The 23,332-nt window shown below is 65.3% G+C and carries 20 protein-coding genes; 7 read left to right on the top strand and 13 right to left on the bottom strand.

What is annotated here, in order from left to right:
- Positions 1-64: 64 nt before the first annotated feature.
- Both YH64_RS05945 and YH64_RS05940 read right to left on the bottom strand, forming a co-directional pair.
- A complete protein-coding gene (locus YH64_RS05945) occupies positions 65-1,675 on the bottom strand; it encodes an ATP-binding protein (RefSeq protein ID WP_046803492.1) in 1,611 nt (536 codons plus the stop codon).
- A complete protein-coding gene (locus YH64_RS05940; protein WP_039882801.1) occupies positions 1,675-2,376 on the bottom strand; it encodes a response regulator in 702 nt (233 codons plus the stop codon). Before YH64_RS05940 ends, YH64_RS05945 begins: the two co-directional genes overlap by 1 nt.
- Before the next feature lie 292 nt (positions 2,377-2,668).
- Between YH64_RS05940 and YH64_RS05935 the strand changes: the two genes are divergently transcribed.
- Together YH64_RS05935 and recQ are read left to right on the top strand one after the other, a co-directional pair.
- Positions 2,669-4,030, top strand: a complete 1,362-nt coding sequence (locus tag YH64_RS05935; protein WP_223264804.1) for a fimbrial protein — start codon at positions 2,669-2,671, stop codon at positions 4,028-4,030.
- Positions 4,031-4,122: 92 nt separating this feature from the next.
- Positions 4,123-5,952 carry a DNA helicase RecQ gene (gene recQ, locus YH64_RS05930; RefSeq protein ID WP_046803494.1) on the top strand — a complete coding sequence of 610 codons (1,830 nt, stop codon included), beginning with the start codon at positions 4,123-4,125 and terminating at the stop codon, positions 5,950-5,952.
- 58 nt (positions 5,953-6,010) lie between these two features.
- Here the strand turns inward: recQ and YH64_RS05925 are convergent, their stop codons facing one another.
- Together YH64_RS05925 and YH64_RS05920 are read right to left on the bottom strand one after the other, a co-directional pair.
- Positions 6,011-7,066: a cytochrome d ubiquinol oxidase subunit II gene (locus YH64_RS05925; protein WP_046803495.1), complete on the bottom strand. Its 1,056-nt coding sequence runs from the start codon at positions 7,064-7,066 to the stop codon at positions 6,011-6,013.
- Positions 7,063-8,406, bottom strand: coding sequence for a cytochrome ubiquinol oxidase subunit I (locus tag YH64_RS05920; RefSeq protein ID WP_046803496.1), 1,344 nt, complete (start codon positions 8,404-8,406; stop codon positions 7,063-7,065). The genes YH64_RS05925 and YH64_RS05920 overlap by 4 nt, the downstream gene beginning before the upstream one ends.
- Positions 8,407-8,542: 136 nt before the next feature.
- On the opposite strand from YH64_RS05920, the gene YH64_RS05915 reads away from it, so the two are divergent.
- From YH64_RS05915 to minE, 4 genes are all read left to right on the top strand, one after another.
- Entirely contained in the window at positions 8,543-10,312 is a 1,770-nt protein-coding gene (locus YH64_RS05915) for a glutamine--tRNA ligase/YqeY domain fusion protein (protein WP_120153999.1), read from the top strand.
- 175 nt (positions 10,313-10,487) lie between these two features.
- Positions 10,488-11,411 (top strand): septum site-determining protein MinC, encoded by a 924-nt coding sequence (gene minC, locus YH64_RS05910; protein ID WP_046803550.1) that lies wholly within the window; start codon positions 10,488-10,490, stop codon positions 11,409-11,411.
- Between the two features lie 141 nt (positions 11,412-11,552).
- The gene (minD, locus tag YH64_RS05905) at positions 11,553-12,368 is read left to right on the top strand and encodes a septum site-determining protein MinD (RefSeq protein WP_006217655.1); all 816 of its coding nucleotides are present in this window, start codon (positions 11,553-11,555) and stop codon (positions 12,366-12,368) included.
- Positions 12,369-12,371: 3 nt separating this feature from the next.
- A complete protein-coding gene (gene minE, locus YH64_RS05900) occupies positions 12,372-12,629 on the top strand; it encodes a cell division topological specificity factor MinE (protein ID WP_006217654.1) in 258 nt (85 codons plus the stop codon).
- Between the two features lie 95 nt (positions 12,630-12,724).
- Here minE and YH64_RS05895 read toward each other — a convergent pair whose 3' ends face one another.
- The 4 genes from YH64_RS05895 to YH64_RS05880 all read right to left on the bottom strand — a co-directional run bounded on the left by YH64_RS05895 (position 12,725) and on the right by YH64_RS05880 (position 16,748).
- Positions 12,725-12,949, bottom strand: coding sequence for a glycine zipper 2TM domain-containing protein (locus YH64_RS05895; RefSeq protein WP_039882797.1), 225 nt, complete (start codon positions 12,947-12,949; stop codon positions 12,725-12,727).
- A gap of 189 nt (positions 12,950-13,138) precedes the next feature.
- Entirely contained in the window at positions 13,139-13,672 is a 534-nt protein-coding gene (locus tag YH64_RS05890) for an isochorismatase family protein (protein ID WP_046803498.1), read from the bottom strand.
- Positions 13,673-13,956: 284 nt separating this feature from the next.
- Entirely contained in the window at positions 13,957-15,630 is a 1,674-nt protein-coding gene (gene ettA / locus YH64_RS05885; RefSeq protein WP_006217650.1) for an energy-dependent translational throttle protein EttA, read from the bottom strand.
- 203 nt (positions 15,631-15,833) lie between these two features.
- Positions 15,834-16,748 carry a DMT family transporter gene (locus tag YH64_RS05880; RefSeq protein ID WP_046803499.1) on the bottom strand — a complete coding sequence of 305 codons (915 nt, stop codon included), beginning with the start codon at positions 16,746-16,748 and terminating at the stop codon, positions 15,834-15,836.
- Positions 16,749-17,056: 308 nt separating this feature from the next.
- On the opposite strand from YH64_RS05880, the gene YH64_RS05875 reads away from it, so the two are divergent.
- Positions 17,057-17,578 (top strand): hypothetical protein, encoded by a 522-nt coding sequence (locus tag YH64_RS05875; RefSeq protein ID WP_046803500.1) that lies wholly within the window; start codon positions 17,057-17,059, stop codon positions 17,576-17,578.
- Between the two features lie 79 nt (positions 17,579-17,657).
- Here the strand turns inward: YH64_RS05875 and YH64_RS05870 are convergent, their stop codons facing one another.
- From YH64_RS05870 to YH64_RS05850, 5 genes are all read right to left on the bottom strand, one after another.
- Complete coding sequence (locus YH64_RS05870; RefSeq protein ID WP_046803501.1) at positions 17,658-18,647, bottom strand: ABC transporter ATP-binding protein; 990 nt, start codon at positions 18,645-18,647, stop codon at positions 17,658-17,660.
- Positions 18,644-19,624, bottom strand: a complete 981-nt coding sequence (locus YH64_RS05865; RefSeq protein ID WP_046803502.1) for an ABC transporter ATP-binding protein — start codon at positions 19,622-19,624, stop codon at positions 18,644-18,646. Before YH64_RS05865 ends, YH64_RS05870 begins: the two co-directional genes overlap by 4 nt.
- 7 nt (positions 19,625-19,631) lie before the next feature.
- Positions 19,632-20,546 carry an ABC transporter permease gene (locus tag YH64_RS05860; RefSeq protein ID WP_046803503.1) on the bottom strand — a complete coding sequence of 305 codons (915 nt, stop codon included), beginning with the start codon at positions 20,544-20,546 and terminating at the stop codon, positions 19,632-19,634.
- The gene (locus tag YH64_RS05855) at positions 20,546-21,535 is read right to left on the bottom strand and encodes an ABC transporter permease (protein WP_046803504.1); all 990 of its coding nucleotides are present in this window, start codon (positions 21,533-21,535) and stop codon (positions 20,546-20,548) included. Before YH64_RS05855 ends, YH64_RS05860 begins: the two co-directional genes overlap by 1 nt.
- 64 nt (positions 21,536-21,599) lie before the next feature.
- Positions 21,600-23,171, bottom strand: coding sequence for an ABC transporter substrate-binding protein (locus tag YH64_RS05850; RefSeq protein WP_046803505.1), 1,572 nt, complete (start codon positions 23,169-23,171; stop codon positions 21,600-21,602).
- Positions 23,172-23,332 lie beyond the last annotated feature (161 nt).

Genomic DNA, 23,332 nt, shown 5'->3' with positions numbered 1-23,332 from the left:
GTACCGTATGGCGAGTCGGCGGGTGCGGGCCGTGGTGGGGGCGACTAGCTGGCCCCCACCCGCGTCAGCCGTTTTCCGACAACGGCAGCTTCACCCGTACGCACAGCCCGCCGGATTCCGCCTGGCGCAGTTCCAGGGACCCGCCGTGCGCGCGCGCAATCGCCTCGGCCAGCGCCAGCCCCAACCCCACGCTGCCCGTGCGGGTACGCGCGTCGTCCAGGCGGCTGAAGGGGCGCAGCGCCTCCTGGCGGCGTTCCGGCACGATGCCGGGGCCATGGTCCGACACGTCCAGCACGGCCTCGCGGTCTTCGCGGCGCAGGCTGACATTGACCGGCGGCGCGCCATGATTGAGCGCATTGCCGATCAGGTTATCCAACAGGCGGCCCAGCGCCACCGCGTCGGCCTGCACCACCAGCGGCGCATCGTCGTCCACGGACGCCAGATGGATATCGGTGCCCGCCCCCTGCCACGCGCCCACGCGTTCGACCAGCCAGTCGGACAGCACGATGGGGGCATAGCGGTAGGCGGCCGGGTCCGTGCCGCGCACAAAACCGATGAACTGGTCGACCATGTGCTGCATGTCTTGCAGGTCGGTGCGCAAGCCTTCCTTCAGCTTGGAATCGTCGGCCATTTCAATGCGCAGCCACATGCGCGACAACGGCCCCTTCAGGTCATGCGGCAGGCCGGACAGCAGCGTGCGGCGCACGGAGTCGGACTCGGCCAGGGCGTCCAGCATGGCGTTGAAGCGTTCGCCCAGCGCGCGGGTCTCGTGCGGGCCAGACGGTTCCACGCGCTGCGGCTGCCCGGCGGCAAGCTGGTCGGCCGCATCGGCCAAGCGCGTGATGGGGCGCGTGATGTGCCACGAAAAGCCCACGGCCAACAGCAGCAACAGGCCCAATCCGCCCAGCCAGGCCGCGATGAACGGCGTGGCAACGGGCGGGTCCAGCCGTTCCAGCGGAATGACCAGCCATTCGCGCAGGCGCGGTACGTCTTCGCTGGCGGAATTGGGCGCCAGCGAAATGAAGATCTCGGGCGTGGGGCCGCGCGACAGCGCCACGCGCGTGCCGTCATTGAGCCGTTCGTTCAGCAACTGCACCAGCACGCGCAGGTCGCGACGGATGTCGTCGGGTTCGGGCTGGTAGCGCTTCATGCGCTCTTCATGGGCGGCGTGGTCGGCCTCGCGCTGCTGGGCGCTGCGCGAGTCGCCGGGGTCGACGCCGCGCCCGTCAGAGGGCGGCGGAGGCGGCGATTCGCCGGGCCGGGAGTCGGGTCGCGAATCGGGTCGCGAATCGGGCCGGGTGTCGGGTCGGGTGTCGGAAGACGGCGGCGGTGGCGGACGTGGCGCGGCACGTGGCGGCGGCGGCGGACGGCGGCCGTTGAAACGCTGAAGCTTGGCTTCGGCCGGCAACACGCGCGACCACAGGCGCCACTGGTTCTGCGACGCGGTGCGCACGAAATCGGCGCGGTCCTCGGCGGGCACCTCGGACAGCGCCGCGCGCAGCGTGCGGATCGTGGTGACGATATAGCCGATGGCCACGTCTTCCATGAACTTGTGCCGGAAGTACGACACCGTCACCAGCGTGGCCGCTTGCGTCAACAGCACAGCGCCCAGGATCAGCAGGATCAGGCGCGCCCGCAACGAGCGCGGCACCAGAAAGCGGGCGGGAAAACGCATCAGGGGGAAAACCGGTAGCCGATGCCCCAGACGGTCTGGATCCAGCGCGGTTGCTTGGGGTCGTCTTCAATGACGCGGCGCAGGCGCAGGATGGCGATGTCGATGGCGCGGTCGTTGCGTTCGCCCGCGTCATCATCGCGCGCCAGCGCCAGCAGGCGTTCGCGCGACAACGGCTTGCCCGCGTTGCGCACCAGCGCTTCCAGCAGGTTGATTTCGCCGCCGGTCAGCTTGACGACGGTGCCGTCACGGGACAACTGGCGGGTGGACGGGTCGAACAGGAACGGGCCGAACGTGACCGGCGCGTCTTTGGTCAGCGCGGACGGGCCGCGCTTGCGACGCAGCACGGCTTCAATGCGGGCCAGCAGTTCGCGCGGGTCGAAGGGCTTGCCGACATAATCGTCGGCGCCGGCTTCCAGGCCGATGATGCGGTCCACCGCCTCGTCGCGCGCGGTCAGCAGAATGACGGGGATGTCTTCGCCTTGCTCGCGCAGGCGGCGGCAGGCGTCGGCGCCATCGCCACCGGGCAGCATGCGGTCAAGCACGAGCAGGTCGGGCGCGTAGCGGGTAATGCGCGACGACAGATCGGTGGCGTCCGGCGCCAGCAAGGTGTCGTAGCCGTGCCGATTCAGGTAGTCGGCCAGCAGTTGTCTTAGGGCCGGGTCGTCGTCCACGACCAGCAGCTTGGTATGAGGATTGTCCATGGATGCCATAGTGCGGCGCGGCGCGCCAAGCCGCAAGGGGCAGGAAATCAACTGAAATACACCTGTTGCATGATGTACGGCAGGTGTCTGGAAACGCTCCGGCAGCAGCTCCACGGGCGGTCGGCGCGTGATTGGCGACTGGTTTGCAGGTGCTTGGCCATCTGCAAAACCCGTTCCGGACCCTTTTCCGCACCGGCCCACTGGCCGTAAAATACCTGCTTGCCTTGCCGCTGGTCCGGTTTACTAAAAATCGTTTACAGCTACCGCGGCGTCCCCTTTCTACACTGTTTTTATGGTCGCCCCTGCAAACTGGCGCAGACGGCTGTTGCATGCGGCGCTGACGGCGGGAATGTGCTGCCCGCTGGCTACCGCGCTTGCCGACACGCTGGCTGCGTCCCCCCTTCCCAATTCGATGCCCGCCCAGGGCGCGCCGGTGCTGGTGGCACGCGGCATCGGCGTACTGTCCCCGGTACAGCCGATCCCCGTGCGTCCGGCGCCGTCGATCGAATCGCGTGCCGTGCCCCTGGGCCCGCCGCCCTGCGGCTTGCGGGCCGCCGAGCCGGCCTTGGACACCAGCGTGCAAGGCACCGAGGACAGCGGCGACGAAGCAATTCCCGGTTTGAATACCGGCTTGTCGCAAGGCATGGAGGGGGGCGCGCTGGCTTGCGACGATCAGGTTGCGGGCGCGGCCGACGGCAATGCGCCGGACGACAGCGGCACGTCGGACAGCAGCGTGCCGGACTATTCCTTCGCGCTGGAAGAAAGTGACATACCCCGCATCCCCGTCGTGGTGATTTCGGGCGTGTCGCGCCCGACTCGCCCGTGGTTTTCATCGGTCAGCGGCCAGGACGGCCTGCGTTACGGCGGCGACCGCAATTGGGTCTACCGCAACACCGCCGGCCCGTCGCTGACGGTGGGCAACATCAACGCCAACGCCCCCGCCTGGGGCAGCACCGCCCCGGTGGGCGGCTTGCAGATCGCCAATTGGGCCGGGTCGGCCGCCACCGTGCCGGAGGGCAGCTTTGGCTATTCGTCGTCGGTGGGCAAGCTCAACCGCATGGACCCCGCCGCCAGTTCAGGCGCGGTGGACTATGGCGCATCGGTCGGCATGGGCAGCGTGCGCTACGGCCTGACGCCCGCGCTGACCGTCGAAGGCCAGATGCAAAGCGCCCCGTCGCTGACCACGCGCGGCATGGGCACCACCTATGCCGCTGGTGAATACGGCACCTTCCAGGCCGGCGCCACGCAAAGTTCGTTCGACGCGTCCAACGCCTGGCGCTACCGCTTCGGCTACAACGTCGAGGTTGCGGACGCCGTCAACCTGGGCTACACGAACGAGCAGATCGGTGCGGGGTTCGGCGACCTGTCCAATTACTCCGGCGGCGTGGCCGCGGCCCCGCAATCGCGCAATACGCTGTCGGCCGGTGTGCCGATCCAGGGCTGGGGCACCTTCAGCGGCACCTATTCGGGCCTGCACGAAGGCTCGGTGCTTGCCGAGCAGCGCGTGGGGCTGACCCACAGCATGTTCGTCGCGCCCAAGGTCAAGCTGGCCGTGGGCGCCGACCGCGACATCGTGTCGGGCAACTATGAATGGCGGGCCAACCTGAGCATGCCGGTGGACACCTTCATGCGCGGCACGTGGCTGAGCTGGTAGCAGGCCGCAAGCCGGACGGAAATATCCCCCTGAAACAGGCGCCCGGAAATTGCGGCTTAAAATCCCTGCCATGATGCTTCCGGCCTACCCCCATGTCTGACGCGCGCGCCCTGGGCGTACTACAGCGCGTTTTCGGTTACGAATCCTTCCGCGGCGACCAGCAAGCCATTGTCGAACAAGTGATCGACGGCGGCGACGCGCTGGTCCTGATGCCCACGGGCGGAGGGAAATCGCTCTGTTACCAGATTCCGTCGCTGGTGCGTGAAGGCACCGGCATTGTCGTGTCGCCCCTGATTGCGCTGATGCAGGACCAGGTCGACGCCCTGACCGAATTGGGCGTGCGCGCCGCGTTCCTGAACTCCACGCAGGACTGGCGCGTGGCCCGCGACGTCGAACAGGCGTTTCTGGCCGGCGAGCTGGATCTGCTTTACGTCGCCCCCGAACGGCTGCTGACCGACCGCTGCCTGCAACTGCTGGAACGCGGCCGCATCGCCCTGTTCGCTATCGACGAAGCGCATTGCGTGTCGCAATGGGGCCATGATTTCCGGCCGGAATACCTGGGCCTGTCCATGCTGCACGAGCGCTGGCCCGATGTGCCACGCATCGCGCTGACGGCCACGGCCACGGCCGAGACCCGGACCGAGATCGCCCAACGCCTGTCGCTGGACGACGCCCGGCACTTCGTGTCCAGCTTCGACCGCCCCAACATCCGCTACCGCATCGTTGAAAAGAACGAAGTGCGCAAGCAGCTGCTGGAGATGATCCGCACGGAACACCAGGGCGAGTCCGGCGTGGTGTACGGCCTGTCGCGGGCGCGGGTCGAGGAAACCGCCGAATTCCTGTGCAACCAGGGCATTGACGCCATGCCGTATCACGCGGGGCTCAGCCCGCAGGTGCGCGCCGCCAACCAATCCCGGTTCCTGCGCGAAGACGGCGTGGTCATGGTGGCCACCATTGCCTTCGGCATGGGCATCGACAAGCCTGACGTGCGTTTTGTGGCGCACATCGACCTGCCCAAGTCGGTTGAAGGCTACTACCAGGAAACCGGCCGGGCCGGCCGTGATGGGCTGCCCGCCACGGCGTGGCTGGCTTACGGCCTGCAAGACGTGGTGCAACAGCGCCGCATGATCGATGAATCCCCCGGCGACGAATCCTATCGCCGTCGGCTGGGTCAACAGCTGGACGCGATGCTGGGCCTGTGCGAAACGGTGGAATGCCGGCGCGTGCGGCTGCTGGCGTACTTTGGCCAGCACATTACCGCCTGCGGCAACTGCGACGTCTGCCTGGAACCGCCGCAAGCCTGGGACGGCACGGTGGCCGCGCAGAAGGTGCTGTCCGCCGTTTACCGCTTGTGGAAAGAACGCGGCCAGCGCTATGGCGCGGGCCATATCATCGACATTCTGCGTGGCAAGGTCACCGACCGCACCAAGCAGCACGGCCACGAAACGCTAAGCGTGTTCGGCGTGGGCGAAGACCTTAGCGATACCGCGTGGCGCGGCGTGCTGCGCCAGCTGCTGGCGCAAGGCTTGTTGACGGTGGACAACGAAGGCTTCGGCACCCTGGCCCTGACCGAAGGCAGCCGCGCGGTGCTCAAGGGCGAACGCCAGCTGATGCTGCGCCGCGAATCCGAAAAGAAGACGCGGTCGGGCAAGACCAGCAGCGGGCGGCCCAAGGCAGCGGCCATCGACCTGCCGGCCGAACTGCAACCCGTGTTCGAAGCCCTGCGCGCCTGGCGCGGCGAAGTGGCCAAGAGCCACGGCGTGCCGGCCTATGTCATTTTCCATGACGCCACGCTGCGTGAAATTGCCCTGGCGCAGCCAGAGTCCATGGACGCCCTTAGCCACATCAGCGGCGTGGGCGCGCGCAAGCTGGAAGCCTACGGCGAAGAAATCCTGCAACGCGTGGCCAAGCCGGTGCTGTAACGGCCCGCCCCCGGGGGAGCGCTCCTTTTCCCGGCGCCCCGCCCCCACGCCCCGCGCCTCAATACGACGGCGGCGGCAACAGCGGCACCGGCGGGCGTTCTTTGCCGAACACCGACCGGTACGCCAGGATGTTGAACACCAACACCACCGGAATGCCCACGACCGCGCCGGCCATGACCAGGCGCATCGACCCCAGCGCGCCCGCGCCATCCCACAGCGTCATGTCGTCCAGGATCAGGTACGGGAACAGGCTGTAGGCCAAGCCGCTCAACATCAGCAGGAACAGCGCCACGCACAGCACGAAGGGCAACCAGCTGAAGCGGTCGGCGCGGCCGGGAAGGCGCGTCAGCAGCATTTCGGCCGCCACGTAGCCGGCCAGCATCAGCACCCACACCGTGGCGGCCAGGCTCAGGTGCGCGATGTTGCTCCATTTGTAGAAGATGCCGGCATTGGCCAGGCCCAGCGTCACGGCAATGGCCACCATGCCCACCGCCGTCCAGCGGATGGCGTGGCGCGCCCAATAGGCGGCGCGGCGTTGCAAATCGCCGTCCACGCGCATGACCAACCACGATGCACCCAGCAGCACATAGGCGGCTACCGCGCACAGGCCGACGAACATGGCGAACCAGCCGTAGCCCGCATCGGACTGATAGCCCGTGGCGATGCGCCCCAGCAGCATGCCCTGCCCGAACGCCGTGATGAGGGAGCCCGCCCAAAAGCCGAAGATCCAGCGCGGCTTCATTTCGTTGCGCGCGCGGATGCGGAATTCAAACGACACGCTGCGCAGCACCACGCCCAGCACCATGAACGTCAACGGCCCGTACAGCTTGCCCAGCACCGCCCCCCACGCAAACGGGAATGCCGAGGCGAACAGCCCCATGCCCAGCAGCAACCAGAATTCGTTGGCGTCGCGCCACGGGCTCAACAGCGACATCATGCGGCCGCGCTCGTGTTCGGGCGCCAGTTGCAGCAGGATGCCCACGCCCAGATCGAAGCCGTCCAGGACCATGCCGGCGGCAATCACCACGAACAACAGGCCCATGAAGGCCAACGGCATCCAGAAAGAAGGGTCTTCGGGGCTGAGCCCCTGCGATGCGGCCAGCATGGCGATCATGGCGAGCCTCCGCCCAATTTACGTACCGGCACCACCCCATAGCGGGCGGCGTGAAACAGCATGCCCGTGAACGCGGCCAGCAGCAGGGCATACAGCAGGCCATACCCCATCAGCCCGTAGAGCACCGTGCTGGACGGCATCTGCCCCAGCACTTCGGATTGCGTGATGGTGCCGTTCACCACGAAAGGTTGCAGGCCGATGATCGACACCCACCAAGTGGCCACCACGGCAATCCCGCCCGAAAACATCATGCCGCACAGCACGCGCTGCCACCACACGGGCAGCGTCGATGGGTCCAGCCCGCGCCGGAACGTCCACAGGAACGTCACGCACGCCACGGCCAGCATCAACAGCCCCGCCGCCACCGCCACCCGCAGCGACCAGAACGTCAAGGCCACCGGCGGCAACATGCCGGAATACTTGTCCAGGCCCCGGTAGGTGCCGTCGGCGTTGCGATGCAGCCAGCGGCCACCGGCATTGTGAATGGTGATGTCGGACACGTTGGTGTGGGCGCGCGCATCGGGCCAGCCAAACAGCACCAGCTGAGGTTCGGCGCCGCTTTCCCAGAAGCCGGCGGCGGCGGCGGCCTTGGCCGGTTGCAGCTTGGCCACCATCTGGCCCGCGCCGGTGGCCACGGGAATTTGAAGGATCGCGGCCAGCACGGCGATGACCAGCGCGGTCTTGAAGGCGTTGCGTTCGCCATCGCCCAGCGGACGGCGCAGCGCCTGCAATGCCGTCACGCCCATCATCAGGAACGAGGCAGCCAGCGCCGCGCCCACCGCCACCACGGCCATGCGCCAGCCCAACGACGGGTTCAGCACCACGGCCACCCAGTCGTAGACCTGGTAGCGGCCATCGACCAGGATCGCGCCATCGGGTGTCTGCATCCATGACTGCAAGGCCAGCACCCAGAACACCGCCACCAACTGGCCCACGGCCACCATCAGCACGGCCAGGGTATGGGCGCCGTCGGACACCCGGCGCTGCCCGAACAGCATGACGCCCAGAAAGCAGGACTTCAGGATGAATACCGACAGGATGCCGTAGCCCAGCAGCGGGCCGGCCACGTTGCCGATCTTGTCCATCAGGCCCGCCCACAGGCTGCCTATCTGGATCAGCACGGGCACGCTGGCCGCCAATGTCAGGACGAAGGCCAGCGCAAAAATGCGCACCCAGAACCGATAGGCGGCAGTCCAGCCGGGGCGGCCGGACCAGCGGGCGCGCACTTTAAAAAACAGAAGCACCCAGGCAAGCGCCAGGGAAACCGCCAGGAAAAGCGCCAGAAAGCTCAGGCTGGCCACGAACTGCGCACGGGCCAGGGAAAGGGTGGATATATCCATGATGGCCCGTAGTGTAGAGCCAGTTACAAGGCTGTGGGGACAGTTTGAAACCGGTTGCAGAGGGTTCAAAAAGGCCCCTGTTGCGGAACGTGGCAAAATTGACGCTTTGTCGCCGCTTTTTCCTATTCTTTCAAGAATGACCTCCGCCACGACGCCGACCCCTGCTGCATCCAATTTCCTGCTCAACATCGTCCAGGACGACCTCGAAGCCAACCGCTTCCAGGGCAAACGCTGGGCGGGCAAGCCTGGCCCGGCCGCCGTGCAGGAACAGGGCGACCCGGACCCGGCCCGCATCCGCACGCGCTTTCCGCCGGAGCCCAACGGCTACCTGCACATCGGTCACGCCAAGAGCATCTGCGTGAACTTCGGCCTGGCGCGCGACTTCGGCGGTGTCTGTCATCTGCGCTTTGACGACACCAACCCGGAAAAGGAAGACCAGGAATACGTCGACGCCATCATCGAAGCCGTGCGCTGGCTGGGCTTTGACTGGAAGGCCGCCGATGGCAAGGAAAACCTGTACTTCGCCAGCGACTACTTCGGCTATATGTACGAATTCGCCGAAGCCCTGGTCCAAGCCGGCCATGCCTATGTCGACGAGCAAAGCCCCGAGGAAATCCGCGCCAACCGTGGCACGCTGACCGAGCCGGGCACCGATTCGCCGTGGCGCAACCGCCCCGCCGCTGAATCGATCGCCCTGCTGCGCGAGATGCGCGACGGCAAGCATCCCGACGGCAGCCTGGTGCTGCGCGCCAAGATCAACATGGCTTCGCCCAACATCAATTTGCGCGATCCGGTCATGTACCGCGTGCGCCACGCCACCCACCACCGCACGGGCAACCAGTGGTGCATCTACCCGATGTACAGCTGGGCACATCCGGTGGAGGACGCGCTGGAAGGCATCACGCACAGCGTCTGCACGCTGGAATTCGAAGACCAGCGTCCGTTCTACGACTGGATCCTGACGCGCCTGGCCGAACTGGGCAAGCTGGCCCAGCCGCTGCCGCACCAATATGAATTCGCCCGCCTGAACCTGAGCTACGTCGTCACCAGCAAGCGCAAGCTGTTGCAACTGGTGCGCGAAGGCCACGTCGACGGCTGGGACGACCCGCGCATGCCGACCATCTTCGGCCTGCGCCGCCGTGGCTACACGCCGGCCTCGATCCGCCTGTTCTGCGACCGCACCGCCGTGTCCAAGTCCGATTCGCGCATTGACTACAGCCTGCTTGAGCAAGCCGTGCGCGACGACCTCGACCCCATCGCGGCCCGCTCGGTGGCCGTGCTAGACCCGATCAAGCTGGTCATCACGAACTACCCCGAAGGCCAGTCCGAGCCCTGCACCGCGCCGCGCAACCCGCACGACCCGGAAGCCGGCGTGCGCGAATTCCCGCTGTCGCGCGAACTGTGGATCGAACGCGACGACTTCCGAGAGGAAGCGCCCAAGAAGTACTTCCGCCTGTTCCCGGGCAACACCGTGCGCCTGAAGTACGGCTACGTCGTGCGCTGCACCGGCTTCACCAAGAACGAAGCCGGCGAAATCGTCGAGGTGCAGGCCGAATACCTGCCCGAGACCAAAAGCGGCACGCCGGGCGCGGACAGCGTCAAGGTCAAGGGCAACATCACCTGGGTCAGCGCGGCCCACGCGGTGCCTGCCCAGATCCACCTGTACGACCGCCTGTTCGCCGATGCGCGTCCCGACGGTGGCGACAAGGACTTCCTGACCTGCCTGAACCCGAACTCCAAACAGACCGTCACGGCCTGGCTGGAACCCGGCACCGTCGCCACGCCGGGCGCCACCTGGCAGTTCGAACGCCTGGGGTATTTCACGGCCGACCTGAAGGAATCCACGCCTGACGCGCCGGTGCTCAACCGCATCGTGACCCTGCGCGATTCCTGGGCGCAAGGCTAAGCCGCCGCGCCACGCCGCCACGCGTGCGTAACACGGAAAAAGGCGCCTTCGGGCGCCTTGTTCTTTCGTCTTCCCCCCTGCGCACCCCACCCCGGCGCGGGTTATCATGCCCGACATCCCGCAGCCGGTTACGCGCGCCGTTTTCCTGGCGCCCGGACCGCCAGCCACAATCAAGATGAATACTGAATCGCTAGCCCTGGACTTCAAAAGCGCCACCCTTTATGCCATTCGCGTGGTTCTGCACAGCGCGGACCCCGAACGCCTCGCCGCCGCGCTGGCCAAGCGCATGGCGGATGCCGGCAGCTTTTTTGAAAACGAACCCGTGGTCATCGACGCCAGCCGCGTCGAAGACGCCATCGACTGGCCGGCGCTGGTTGCCGCGCTGCGCGCGCACAACCTGCCCGCCATCGGCGTGGTCGCCGAAGGCGCCAACCTGAAGGCCGCGCGCGACGCCGGCCTGGCACCGGTTGAGCTTTCCACCCCGCCCGCGCGCCCTGCCCCCGTGGTGGACACCGCGCCGCCCAATGATGTGTCGACGCCCGTGCCGTCGGTGCCGGCCGCGGCCGTTGAAACCGCGCCCGCCCCCACGGATACCTCGGCGGCGGATAGCGCAGCCACGGATAGCGCAGCCACGGATAACGCTGCCACGGATAGCGCTGCGGCTGACACGCCCGCCAAGCCCACGTCCGCCGAGCCGATGCCCGCGCGCGAAGCCAGCAACACCACCTCTGCCCCCACCCCCACGCAGGCCGCGCCGCATTCGGCATCGGCGCTGGTCATCACCAAGCCGCTGCGATCGGGCCAGCGCGTGTACGCGCGCCACACGGACCTGGTCGTGATCGGCATGGTCAGCCAGGGTGCCGAAGTCATCGCCGACGGCAATGTGCACGTCTACGGACCCTTGCGCGGCAAGGCCATGGCGGGCGCGCGCGGCGATACCTCGGCGCGCATTTTCACGACGCATCTGGACGCGGAACTGCTGGCTGTGGCCGGCGTGTACCGCGTGGTGGAAGACAAGCTTGACCGCACGTTGCAAAACCAGCCGGCGCTGGTTCGCCTGGATGGCGACACGCTGCGGATCGAGGCCCTGAAAAGCTGATCGGACGATGGCAAGGCGGCGTGCGCGCACGCCACGCACATCGTCCGGAACCTCAGGTCTCAACACATTCTGTAAGAAGCCTTACATGGGCTTTTTGCTTTACGATAACGCGATTTATTCGAACATAAGGGTTTGATCGTCATGACACGCATTGTTGTGGTGACTTCCGGCAAAGGCGGCGTGGGTAAAACCACGACGAGCGCCAGTTTTTCCGCGGGCCTCGCGATGCGGGGCCACAAGACCGCTGTCATCGACTTCGATGTCGGCCTGCGCAATCTCGACCTCATCATGGGCTGCGAGCGTCGCGTGGTGTACGACTTCGTCAACGTGATTCAGGGCGAAGCCACCCTCAACCAGGCGCTGATCAAGGACAAGCAGCTTGAAAACCTGTTCATCCTGCCCGCCTCGCAAACGCGCGACAAAGACGCGCTGACGCAGGAAGGCGTGGAAAAGGTCATCAACGACCTGAAGGAAATGGGTTTCGAATACATCGTCTGCGACTCGCCGGCCGGTATTGAAACGGGCGCGCTGATGGCCGCTTATTTCGCCGACGACGCATTGGTCGTGACAAACCCGGAAGTCTCGTCGGTACGCGATTCCGATCGCATCCTGGGCATCCTGGCGGCCAAGTCCAAGCGCGCGGTGGACGGCGGTGAACCCGTCAAGGAATTCCTGCTGCTCACGCGCTACAACCCCAAGCGCGTGGTCGACGGCGAGATGCTGTCGCTGGGCGATATCGAAGACATTCTGCGCATCAAGCTGATCGGTGTCATTCCCGAATCGGAAGCCGTGCTGCAAGCCTCCAACCAAGGCCTGCCGGCGATCCACCTGAAAGAGACCGACGTCTCCGAAGCGTACAAGGACGTCGTGGCCCGTTACCTTGGCGAAGACAAGGCCCTGCGCTTTACCGATTACGAAAAGCCCGGTTTCCTGAAACGCCTGTTCGGAGGCAAGTAAGCAATGTCCTTCCTGTCGTTTCTGCTTGGTCAAAAGAAAACTTCCGCGTCCGTCGCCAAGGAACGGTTGCAGATCATCCTGGCCCACGAGCGGGGCCGCGGCGACTCGCCCGACTACCTGCCGCAGCTGCAGCAGGAACTTATCGCCGTGATTTCAAAGTACGTGAAGATCAACCCCGAAGACATCAAGGTGCACCTGGAACGCCAGGACACGCTGGAAGTGTTGGAAGTGAAGATCGAGATGCCGCAGAACGAAACGTGATGCGGCGGTCGCGCCGGTTTGCCGGCGCGAATCGCATCTTGGTCACGGCCAAAAAAAAGCCCGGCAATGCCGGGCTTTTTGCTGCTGGGCAGCGTTTAGTGCTTGCCGACCTGATCGCCGATCACGCCGCCGATCGCCGCTCCACCCACCGTACCCAGGACCCCGCCGTTGGTGATGACGGCGCCTGCGACGCCGCCCAAAGCGGCCCCGCCCACCGTGCTCTTTTGACGATGGCTCATGCCATCCCAGGACGAGCAGCCTGCCATGGCGGCGGTCATTGCGAGTGCGACACAGATTTTGGAAAGAGATGCGATTTTCATGATGAGGCTCCTATTCTTATCCCCGGGGCCGCACCATGGACCTGACGCGAGCGCGCGATCCCCATATGGGTTTAGAAACTTCAGGATCTCAAAATATCCGCACGTGTGGTGTTAGGTTTGCCCAGGAATTGTGTCAAACAGCGAGAGAATAATTGCGCGCCCCAGGGACGATGTTGCAGGGCGCGTCGGCTATTTGACGAGACGTAACACCTCGCGAAAACGGGGATGTTCGCAAGTTTGCATCCATTCGAATATCGCCATTTCCGATGTGACGATATCCGCGCCATGTGCCCGCGCGCGGCGCAGCGCGGCGTGGTGGTCCGACGGCTTGCGCGAGCCCGCCGCGTCCGACACGAGCACCGCGTGATAGCCCATGTCGGCCAGGCCGATCACGGTTTGCAGCACGCAGATATGCGCTTCACAACCGGCCACCAGAATGGTCTTGCGCGCGGCCGGCAGCCACGCTTCAAAGCCTGGTTCACGCGTGGAAGAAAAGTGCATCTTCTGAAAAGTGGACTGCACGATGCCGCGCAACGGATCCACGGTGACGCCCAGCATCTTGCTGTGATGCTCGGTGGCGATGACCGGCACATCAAGCAAGCGCGCGGCCTGTGCGAGCTTGTGCGTGGTGTGCAGCACGGCCTCGTTGTCGTGAATGACGGGCATCAATCGACCTTGCATGTCGACGATGAGGAAAGTGGAATCGGAGGCTTGCAGCAGCATTGGGAATCTCCGGAAAGCCGGCAACGGAATAGAGGGGAACCGCAACGCGGCGCAGCCGAAGCGCGCGCGTGTTGCCTAATGATATAGCGGCGACCCGACCGGACAGGTTCAGCGTCTTGACGACGGAGCACAGACGCTTGTCTTCGGTCCACAGCAAGGCACCGGACGCACGACGCAATTTTGATTTCATCGCCGCGAAAAAAATCCCGGCGCGTGGGCCGGGATTCTTGGACTGAACAAGCTGATTGCCAATTCAGCACTTACTTCAGCACTTACTTCAGCGCTTACTTCAATGCCTTGTAGCGCAGGCGCTTGGGCTTGGCGCCTTCTTCGCCCAGGCGGCGCTTCTTGTCGGCTTCGTACTCTTGGTAGTTGCCATCGAAGAACACCACTTGCGAATCGCCTTCAAAGGCCAGGATGTGCGTGGCGATGCGGTCCAGGAACCAGCGATCGTGGCTGATGACCATGACGCTGCCGGGGAACTCCAGCAAGGCATCTTCCAGCGCGCGCAGCGTTTCAACGTCAAGGTCGTTGGACGGTTCGTCAAGCAGCAGCACGTTGCCGCCGGCGATCAGCGTCTTGGCCATGTGCAGGCGGCCGCGCTCGCCGCCGGACAGCTGGCCCACGACCTTGTTCTGGTCGCCGCCCTTGAAGTTGAAGCGGCCCAGGTAGGCGCGCGACGACATTTCGAACTTGCCCACGGTCAGGATGTCGGCGCCGTCGGCCACCGCATCGAACACCGTCTTTTTGTCTTCCAGCGCATCGCGCGACTGGTCCACGTAGGCCAGCTTGACGGTTTGGCCGATGGTGACTTCGCCCGAATCCGGTTGCTCGCGGCCCGCGATCATGCGGAACAGCGTGGACTTACCGGCGCCGTTGGCGCCGATGATGCCGACGATGGCGCCCGGCGGAATCTTGAAGCTCAGGTTATCGATCAACAGGCGATCGCCATACGCCTTGCTGACGTTGTTGAATTCGATGACCTCGTTGCCCAGGCGCTCGCCCACGGGAATGAAGATTTCCTGGGTTTCGTTGCGCTTCTGGTATTCGTAGGACGACAGTTCTTCGAAGCGGGCCAGGCGAGCCTTGGCCTTGGCCTGACGGCCCTTCGGGTTCTGGCGCACCCATTCCAGTTCTTTCTTGATGGTCTTCTGGCGGGCCGATTCCGAGGACTCTTCCTGCTTCAGGCGGTCTTCTTTTTGCTCAAGCCACGAGCTGTAGTTGCCCTTCCAGGGGATGCCGTAGCCGCGATCCAGTTCCAGGATCCATTCGGCGGCGTTGTCCAGGAAGTAGCGATCGTGGGTCACGCCGACGACGGTGCCGGGGAACTTGTGCAGGAATTGCTCCAGCCATTCCACGCTTTCGGCGTCCAAGTGGTTGGTGGGTTCGTCCAGCAGCAGCATGTCGGGCTTGGACAGCAGCAGGCGGCACAGGGCCACGCGGCGCTTTTCACCACCGGACAGGTTGCCGACGATGGCGTCCCAGGGCGGCAGGCGCAAGGCGTCGGCGGCGATTTCCATCTGGTGTTCGATGTCGTCCGAACCGCTGGAGGCGGCGGCGGCGATGATGGCTTCGAGGTCGGCCTGTTCAGCGGCCAGCGCGTCGAAGTCGGCGTCCGGCTCGGCGTAGGCGGCGTAGACCTCGTCCAGGCGCTTCTTGGCGGTGACGACGGCGCCCAGGCCCTCTTCGACCGATTGGCGCACCGTGTGCTCGGGGTTCAGTTGCGGTTCCTGCGGCAGATAGCCGATGTTCAGGCCCGGCATGGGAATGGCTTCGCCTTCGATCTCTTTATCGACGCCCGCCATGATCTTCAGCAGCGTCGACTTGCCCGAGCCGTTCAGGCCCAGCACGCCGATCTTGGCGCCAGGAAAAAACGAAAGCGAGATGTCACGCAGGATCTGCCGCTTGGGCGGCACGATCTTGCCGACGCGGTTCATGGTGTAGACGTATTGGGCCATGGGCTCGTATAGGGAAAGAAAGCTGATGAACCGTCGATTGTAGGCCGGAACCCTGACAGGCGTGCGTCAGGAGCGGAACGTCGGGGTTACCCCCCGTTCTCCGCTCCGGTTCTCCGTCCCTGTCACTGCTCAAGTCGCTGCTCGGGTCATTGCCCGGGTCACTGCCCGGGTCACTGCCCCTTCGTCGCCCCTTCGTCGCCCCTCTACCCGCGCCGTCCCCCCAGGCGCGGGGTACGCATCTGCGCCAGCATGACCCCGGCCAGCGCCAGCAAGCCGCCCACGATATGGAACAGATGCGGCTTTTCGTCCAGGAACACCGAAGCGATGGCCACCGTGCCCACCGGCATCAGGTTCAGGAAAATGCTGGCCCGGTTCGGGCCCAGGTGCTTGACCCCCTGCATCCACAGGAAAGGCGCAAACAGGGACGGAAATATCGCGGCGTACAGCACCACGGGCACGTTGTCGGCGTTCAACGGCGACGGCGCGGCCATCAGGAATGCCGGCAACTGGAACAGCACGCCAAACCCAATCTGCACGTACAGCGACACCCACGGGCCCACCGGCAAGCCCCAGCGACGCAGCAGCACGCCATACAGCGCATAGGCCAGCGCGGCCATGCCCATCAGCAGGTCACCCGGGTTGGCGCCCACGGACAGCAGCCGCGCGGGGTCGCCTTCGCCGATCAGCAGGGCCAGGCCGGCCAGCGAGACCACGCCGCCCAGCATCGCCATCAGCGTGGGCCGCTGGCGCAGCACCACCGTGCCCACCGCGATGGTCAAGAGCGGGATCATGGCGGTGATGATGCCCATATTGGTGGCGGTGGTGCTGGACGCGGCCACATAGGCCAGCCCTTGGTACAGCGCCATGCCCAAGCCGCCCAGCACGGCGAACTTGGGCAGGTACGGCAGGATCAGGCGGCGTTGCGTCCACACGCCTTGCAATGCGAACGGCGTCAGCACGGCGCCGGCCAGCGCCCAGCGGTAAAAGCCGATGACGGCGGGCGAGATCACGCCGGCGGCCATCTTCGTGACGATCATGTTGACGGACCAGATCAGGGCAGCCAACAGCGGAAACAGCAGGTAGCGGGCGGGAACGGCGGAAGGGTCGGATCGCGACATGGATGGGTGATGCGAAAGAGGAATATAAGAACAGGGCGCAAGTGTAGGGCCTGTCCGAATGACGGTGTGCCGTTGCCGCGGTACGCCATCGGGATACGGCCGCAGGTCGGGCATTGCCGGTGGAACAAAGGCTGAAAACAGGACGCCGGCAAGGCATTGAGCCGCCGGCCCGCGCGGGCCTGACAGCCTTGTAACGCCGCGTCATCCAAGCGCCTGATGCAACGCAGCGCCGATCGCGCGACAATAGCGCCTGACTTTACGTATTTTGCCGTGCCGTCGCGGCTTCATCGCGCCCAGGAACCCTCTTCATGTCCGCCTCTGCCACTCCCCCAGCCTCCGTCACCCACTTCAGCACGTCCGAGCTGGACATGCTGGCCAAGACCGCCGACGCCCTCAGCGCCTATCTGGGCAAGCCGGTGCTGGCCGAAGTCATCCTGGGCGACGAAGGCACCGAGTGGGTCACCTATGGCGTGCCGATGGACGAAGGCGCGGAAGCGGACGATGAGCAGACTCACGTCCAGATGGGCGGCGCGGGCTCGCGCCTGCTGGGCAATCGCGGCGGGCTGCCGCATGCCGATGACGACACCTACGACTGCCTGTACCTGTGGGCCGTGCAGATTTCGCTGAACGAAGGCGAACGCTTCATCAAGCTGGATCACGACGGCGAAGAATCCGCGTGGTCCGACAACCTGGAAGACGTCCTGCCCTTTGCGCTGACCGAGGAACCGCAAGCGGACCCGAGCACGGACGACGCAGAGGATGAAGACGAGGACGAGGACGATGAGGACGACGACACGCCGTACGACTCGGTCCACGAACCCCGCCACTGATACCCGGCGGGGTCGGGTCCGGCCCGTGACGACTTGGGCGCCATTGCAGCCCGCCCTTATCGTTCGGGCGCATCCTTCCTCAGGCGCGCCCTTCCTCCACCGCATGGCAGGCCACCACGGAAACCCCAGTCAACATGGCAACCGGCGCTTCGGCCCGGCAGCGGTCATTGGCGTGCGGGCAGCGCGGATGAAACGTGCACCCTGATGGCGGGTTCAGCGGATTGGGCACTTCGCCGGCCACCGCCGTGCGCGGCTTGCCCGCCCCGTTGATATCCGGAATCGCCTCAAGCAGCATCCGCGTGTACGGATGCCTGGGCCGCGCAAAGAGTTCATCGCGTGGCGCCACTTCCACCATCCGGCCCAGGTACATCACACCCACCCGGTCGGCCACATGGTGCACCACCGCCAGGTTGTGCGAAATGAACAGATAGGTCAGCCCCAGCTTGCGTTGCAGGTCCTTCATCAGGTTCAACACCTGCGCCTGCACCGATACGTCAAGCGCCGACGTCGGTTCGTCGCACACCAGGAATTCCGGGTTCACCGCCAGCGCCCGCGCAATCGAGATGCGTTGACGCTGCCCGCCCGAAAACTGATGCGGATAACGCCCCTGATCAGCCGGGTCCAGCCCCACCTGCAACAGCAATTCGCTGACGCGCGCCACACGTTCGGCGGGCGTCATGGTGGTGTGCGTCAGCATGGGTTCGGCGATGATGCGGCCCACGCGCCAACGCGGGTTCAGGCTGGCGTACGGGTCCTGAAAAATCATCTGCAAGCGCTTGCGCAGATTGCGGCCGCCCTTCTCCGACATGCGTGACAGCGGCTGGCCGTCGAAACGGATGTCGCCACGCGTCAGCCCGTACAAGCCCACCAGCATGCGCGCGACCGTGGATTTTCCGCAGCCCGATTCGCCCACCAGCGCCAGCGTTTCACCGCGTGCAATGTCGAACGACACACCGTCGACGGCGCGCAGCATTACACGCGGCTTGCCCGCCAGCTTGCGTTCCAGCCACGGCGGCGACACGTCGAACCAGCGCGCGGCATCCTTTACTTCAACCAAGGGCGCGTTCATGCGGCCACCATCGCTTTGTCGTCATGCAACCAACAGGCCGCGCGGGACGTGCCCGCCGGCAGTAATTCGGGGCGCTCGGTCGCGCAGCGCGGCAGGCGCTGGCCGCAACGCGGATTGAACGCGCAGCCCGGCGGAATGGCGTTCAGGCGCGGCATGCTGCCGTCGATCTGCACCAGCCGTTCCGTGTGCCCGTCCATTGACGGGATGGATCCCATCAACCCCGCCGTATAGGGATGGCGCGGCTTGTGGATCACGTCGGCCACCGGCCCGATCTCGGCCACGCGGCCCGCGTACATCACCGCCACGCGGTCGGCGGTTTCGGCGATGACGCCCATGTCGTGCGTGATCAGCATGACCGCCGTGCCGTGGTCGCGGCACAGGCGTTTCAGCAGTTCGATGATCTGCGCCTGGATGGACACATCCAGCGCCGTGGTGGGCTCATCGGCCACCACCAGCTTGGGCTCGGCCGCCAGCGCCAGCGCGATGACCACGCGTTGCCGCATGCCGCCCGAGAACTGGTGCGGATAGTGGTCGATGCGTTCACGCGCGGCCGGGATGCCGGTGGACGCCAGCAATTCCACCGCGCGGTTGCGCGCCTGCGACCACGTCATGTCCAGATGCGTGACGATGGTTTCCGCCAACTGCCGGCCCACCGTGTACAGCGGGTTCAGCGACGTCAAGGGGTCCTGGAACACCGCGCCGATTTCGCGGCCGCGCACGCGGCGCATCTGCTCGTCGGGCAGGTTGTCGATGCGGCGGCCCGCCAGCAGGATTTCGCCCGCCGCGATACGGCCCGGCGGTTCCAGCAGGCCGATGATGGAGGCGCCGGTCAGTGATTTGCCGGCGCCCGATTCGCCCACCACGCCCAGCACTTCGCCGGCCTGGATGGAAAAGGACACGTCGTCCAGGGCGCGTAGCGTGCCGCGGCGCGTGGGAAATTCCACGCGCAGATTGCGGACTTCCAGAAGTGCGCTCATGGTTACCTCAATTCAGCCGCGGGTTGAGCGCATCGCGCAGCCAGTCACCCAGCAGGTTGACCGACAGCACCAGCAGCACCAGCGCCGCGCCCGGAAAAATGGTGATCCACCATTCGCCGGAAAACAGGAAATCGTTGCCGATGCGGATCAGCGTGCCCAGCGACGGCGCGGTCGGCGGCACGCCCACCCCCAGGAACGACAAGGTCGCCTCGGTGATGATGGCGGTGGCCAGGTGCACCGTGGCCAGCACCAGCACCGGCCCCAGCACATTGGGCAGCACGTGGCGGAACATGATGACGGGCGAGGCCACGCCGATCACGCGCGCCGCCTGCACGTATTCGCGGTTTTTCTCCACCAGCGTGGACCCGCGCACGGTGCGTGCGTACTGCGGCCAGCCGGCCAGCGCGATGGCGCCGATCAGCACGGGGAACGCGATCAGCTCGTGCATCTCGCGCGGCACGGCGGCACGCGCCACGCCATCGATCAACAGCGCGATCAGAATCGCCGGGAACGACAGCTGCACGTCGGCCACCCGCATGATGAACGCATCGATGCGCCCACCCGCGTAGCCGGAAATCAGCCCCAGCACGATGCCGATCAACATCGACAGCAGCACCGACGCCAGCCCGATCAACAGCGACACGCGCGTGCCGTAGAGGATGGCGGAATACAGGTCGCGGCCCTGGCTATCCGTGCCCAGCAGGTAGGTGGCCTGGCCGTTGGCTTCCCAGGCGGGCGGCAGCAAGGCGTCCAGCAGTTCTACCGTAGTCAGATCGAACGGGTTGTGCGGCGCGACCCAGCCGGCGCCGAACGAGCCGATCAGCAGCGTCACCAGCAACAGGGTCGCGATGATGGCCACGGGCGCGCGGCGCCAGGCCCAGGCAATGTCGCTGTCCCACCAGCGTTTGAGTGCGGCGCGCATCAGTGAGCCCCCCCGGCGCGAGTCATCCCGGAACGCAAGCGCGGGTCGACGACGAAATAAAGCAGATCGACCACCAGGTTGATCACCACGAACACCAGCGCGATCAGGCACAGGTACGCGGCCATGACCGGCACGTCGGCAAATTGCACCGCCTGGATGAACAGCAGGCCCATGCCCGGCCACTGGAATACGGTTTCCGTGACGATGGCAAACGCGATGATGCCGCCCAGTTGCAAGCCGGTGATCGTGATGACGGGCACCATCGTGTTCTTCAGCGCGTGGCCAAAGTGAATGGCGCGGCGCTTCAGCCCCCGTGCGCGGGCGAACTTGATGTAGTCCGACCGCAGCACTTCCAGCATTTCAGAACGCACCAGGCGCAGCACCAACGTCATCTGGAACAACGACAAGGTGATGGACGGCAGGATCAGGTGCTTCCAGCCGGTGGCGGTGAACAGCCCCGACGTCCACCAGCCTACGGCGACGGTATCGCCCCGCCCGTAGCTGGGCAGCCAGCCCAGCTGCACCGAGAACACCAGGATCAGCAGGATGCCGATCAGGAAGGTGGGCAGCGACACGCCCAGCAAGGAGCCGGCCAGCAGCAGCTGCGAAACCAGGCTGTTGCGCTTGAGCGCGGTGTACACGCCCAGCGGCACGCCCACCACCAGCGCCAGCAAGGCGGCCACCATGGACAGCTCCAGCGTGGCCGGCAGGCGGGACTTGAGCAAAGTGGAAACGGGTTCGCTCTGGCGCAGCGAAATGCCGAAATTGCCCTGCGCGGCGTTGGCCACGAAATGGCCGAATTGAACGATGGCGGGCTCGTTCAGGCCCAGGCGTTCACGCAGTTCGACGCGCTCGGCATCGGTGGCGTCCTGCCCCAGCATGATGGTAACAGGGTCGCCGACGTATTGGAAAAGCACAAAGGCCAGCAGCGCGACGGTGAGCATCACCGCTACGGCCTGCAACAGGCGGCGCAGTATGAAAGCAAACATAGGGGAACAACCAAAAACAGACGGCGCGCGCCGGGTGGGCGCCGCGCCGTCTGGTTAGCCGGGATCAGTCAACCTTGACCCAGTCGGCAACAAGGCGATTGTCGGCACGGTGGATAACCGTGACGTTCTTGCGCATCGCCCAGGGGATGACCTGGTCATGCAGCGGGATGTGGCCGAAGTCCTTGGCGTGCCCTTGCAGCACGGTGATGATGTCGGCGTCGCGCTTGGCGGGATCGGTCTCGGTCTTGATGCGGTCGATGATGACGTCAAGTTCCTTGTTGCTGTAGCCGCCCAGGTTGTACATGCCGTCCGCGCCCTCGCCCTTGGTGCGGATCAGGTTCTGCAACGAGTACATGGCGTCGAACGTGGGCACGCCCCAGCCGAACAGGTAGGCGCTGGTGTCGAACGACTGCACCTTGGGGAAGTACGTGGAACGCGGCATGGCGTTCATCGTGGCCTTCACACCCACCTTGGCCCACATGCCGACCACGGCCTGGCAGATGGCTTCGTCGTTGATGTAGCGGTTGTTGGGGCAGTCCAGCGTGAAGTTCAAGGTGCCGTCGTAGCCAGCTTCCTTGAGCAACGCGCGCGACTTTTCGGGGTCGTAGGGCACGCGCTTGTGCACCGATTCCGCCCAGCCATGCACCTGCGGCGCGATCATCGTGCCGGTGGGCGCGGACAGGCCGCGCATCACGGCGCGCTTGATGGCGTCCACGTCGATGGCGCGGTACAGCGCTTCGCGCACGCGGATGTCCTGGAACGGGTTCTTGCCCTTGATGTTCGAGTACTGCAATTCCGGACGCTTCTGGTCCAGGCCCAGGTAAATGGTGCGGTATTCGTTGCCTTCGACCACCTTCTGCGCCTGGCGCAAGCGCTCCAGATCCTGCGCGGCGGGGTCCAGCACGAAGTCGATTTCGCCGGACAGCAACGCGGCGGTGCGCGTGGCGTTCTGCTTGATGGGCGTAAACACCACCTCGGTCACGTTACCGACCTTGCCGGCCTTGTTCCACCAGTCCTTGTTTTCTTCAAAGACGGTGCGCACGTCCACTTCGCGCGTCTTCAGCTTGTAGGGGCCGGTGCCGTTGGTGTTGCGCGCGCCAAAGGTCTCTTCTTTGTTGACGTAGTCCTGCGGCTTGGCGATGTTGTTCTTTTCGGACCAGGCCTTGTTCATGATGAACACGTTGGTCAGCTGGCGCAGCAGCACCGGGTTGGGCGCCGACGTTTCGATCTCGATGGTCAGGTCGTCGATCTTGCGCGCTTCCTTGATGCCGGTCGTGTAGGCCTTGTAGTTCGACGTGGGCGCCATGGCGCGGTGAATCGAGAACACCGCGTCGTCGGCGGTGAAGGCCGCGCCGTCATGGAACTTCACCCCGGGGCGCAGCTTGAAGCGATACAGCGTCGGCGACACCTGTTCCCATTCCGTGGCCAGGCGCGGCACCACCTTGAACGTCTTGTCGTAGTCCACCAGCGGCTCGTAGATGTAGCTGTTGGCGGCGATCGTCATGCCCTCGTTTTGCGAGTGCGGGTCGAACGTAAGGATGTCGCCTTGGGCGGCCCAACGGAAAGTCTTGGCCTGCCCGATCGAGGGCACAGCCACGGCGGCGGCGATCGCGATAGCAATCAAAGTGCGGCGCATAGGGGTTAACTCCTGACATTAGTCTGAATACCGGCGCCGAGTGTGCCTACGCGTAAGACCCCAGTCAATTCAGGGTTTATGCGTACCGTGGCCCCTTTTCACAGAGGGGGATCTATTAAGGGACGCATAAGCATGTAACAAAATTGTTGGGTCGAACAATG

This window comes from Achromobacter sp. LC458 (genome assembly GCF_001005835.2).
In the GTDB taxonomy this organism is placed as follows: Bacteria; Pseudomonadota; Gammaproteobacteria; order Burkholderiales; family Burkholderiaceae_B; genus Achromobacter; species Achromobacter spanius_B.
Note: the sequence above shows the minus strand (reverse complement) of the source record. Positions and strands in the feature narration are given on the sequence as shown.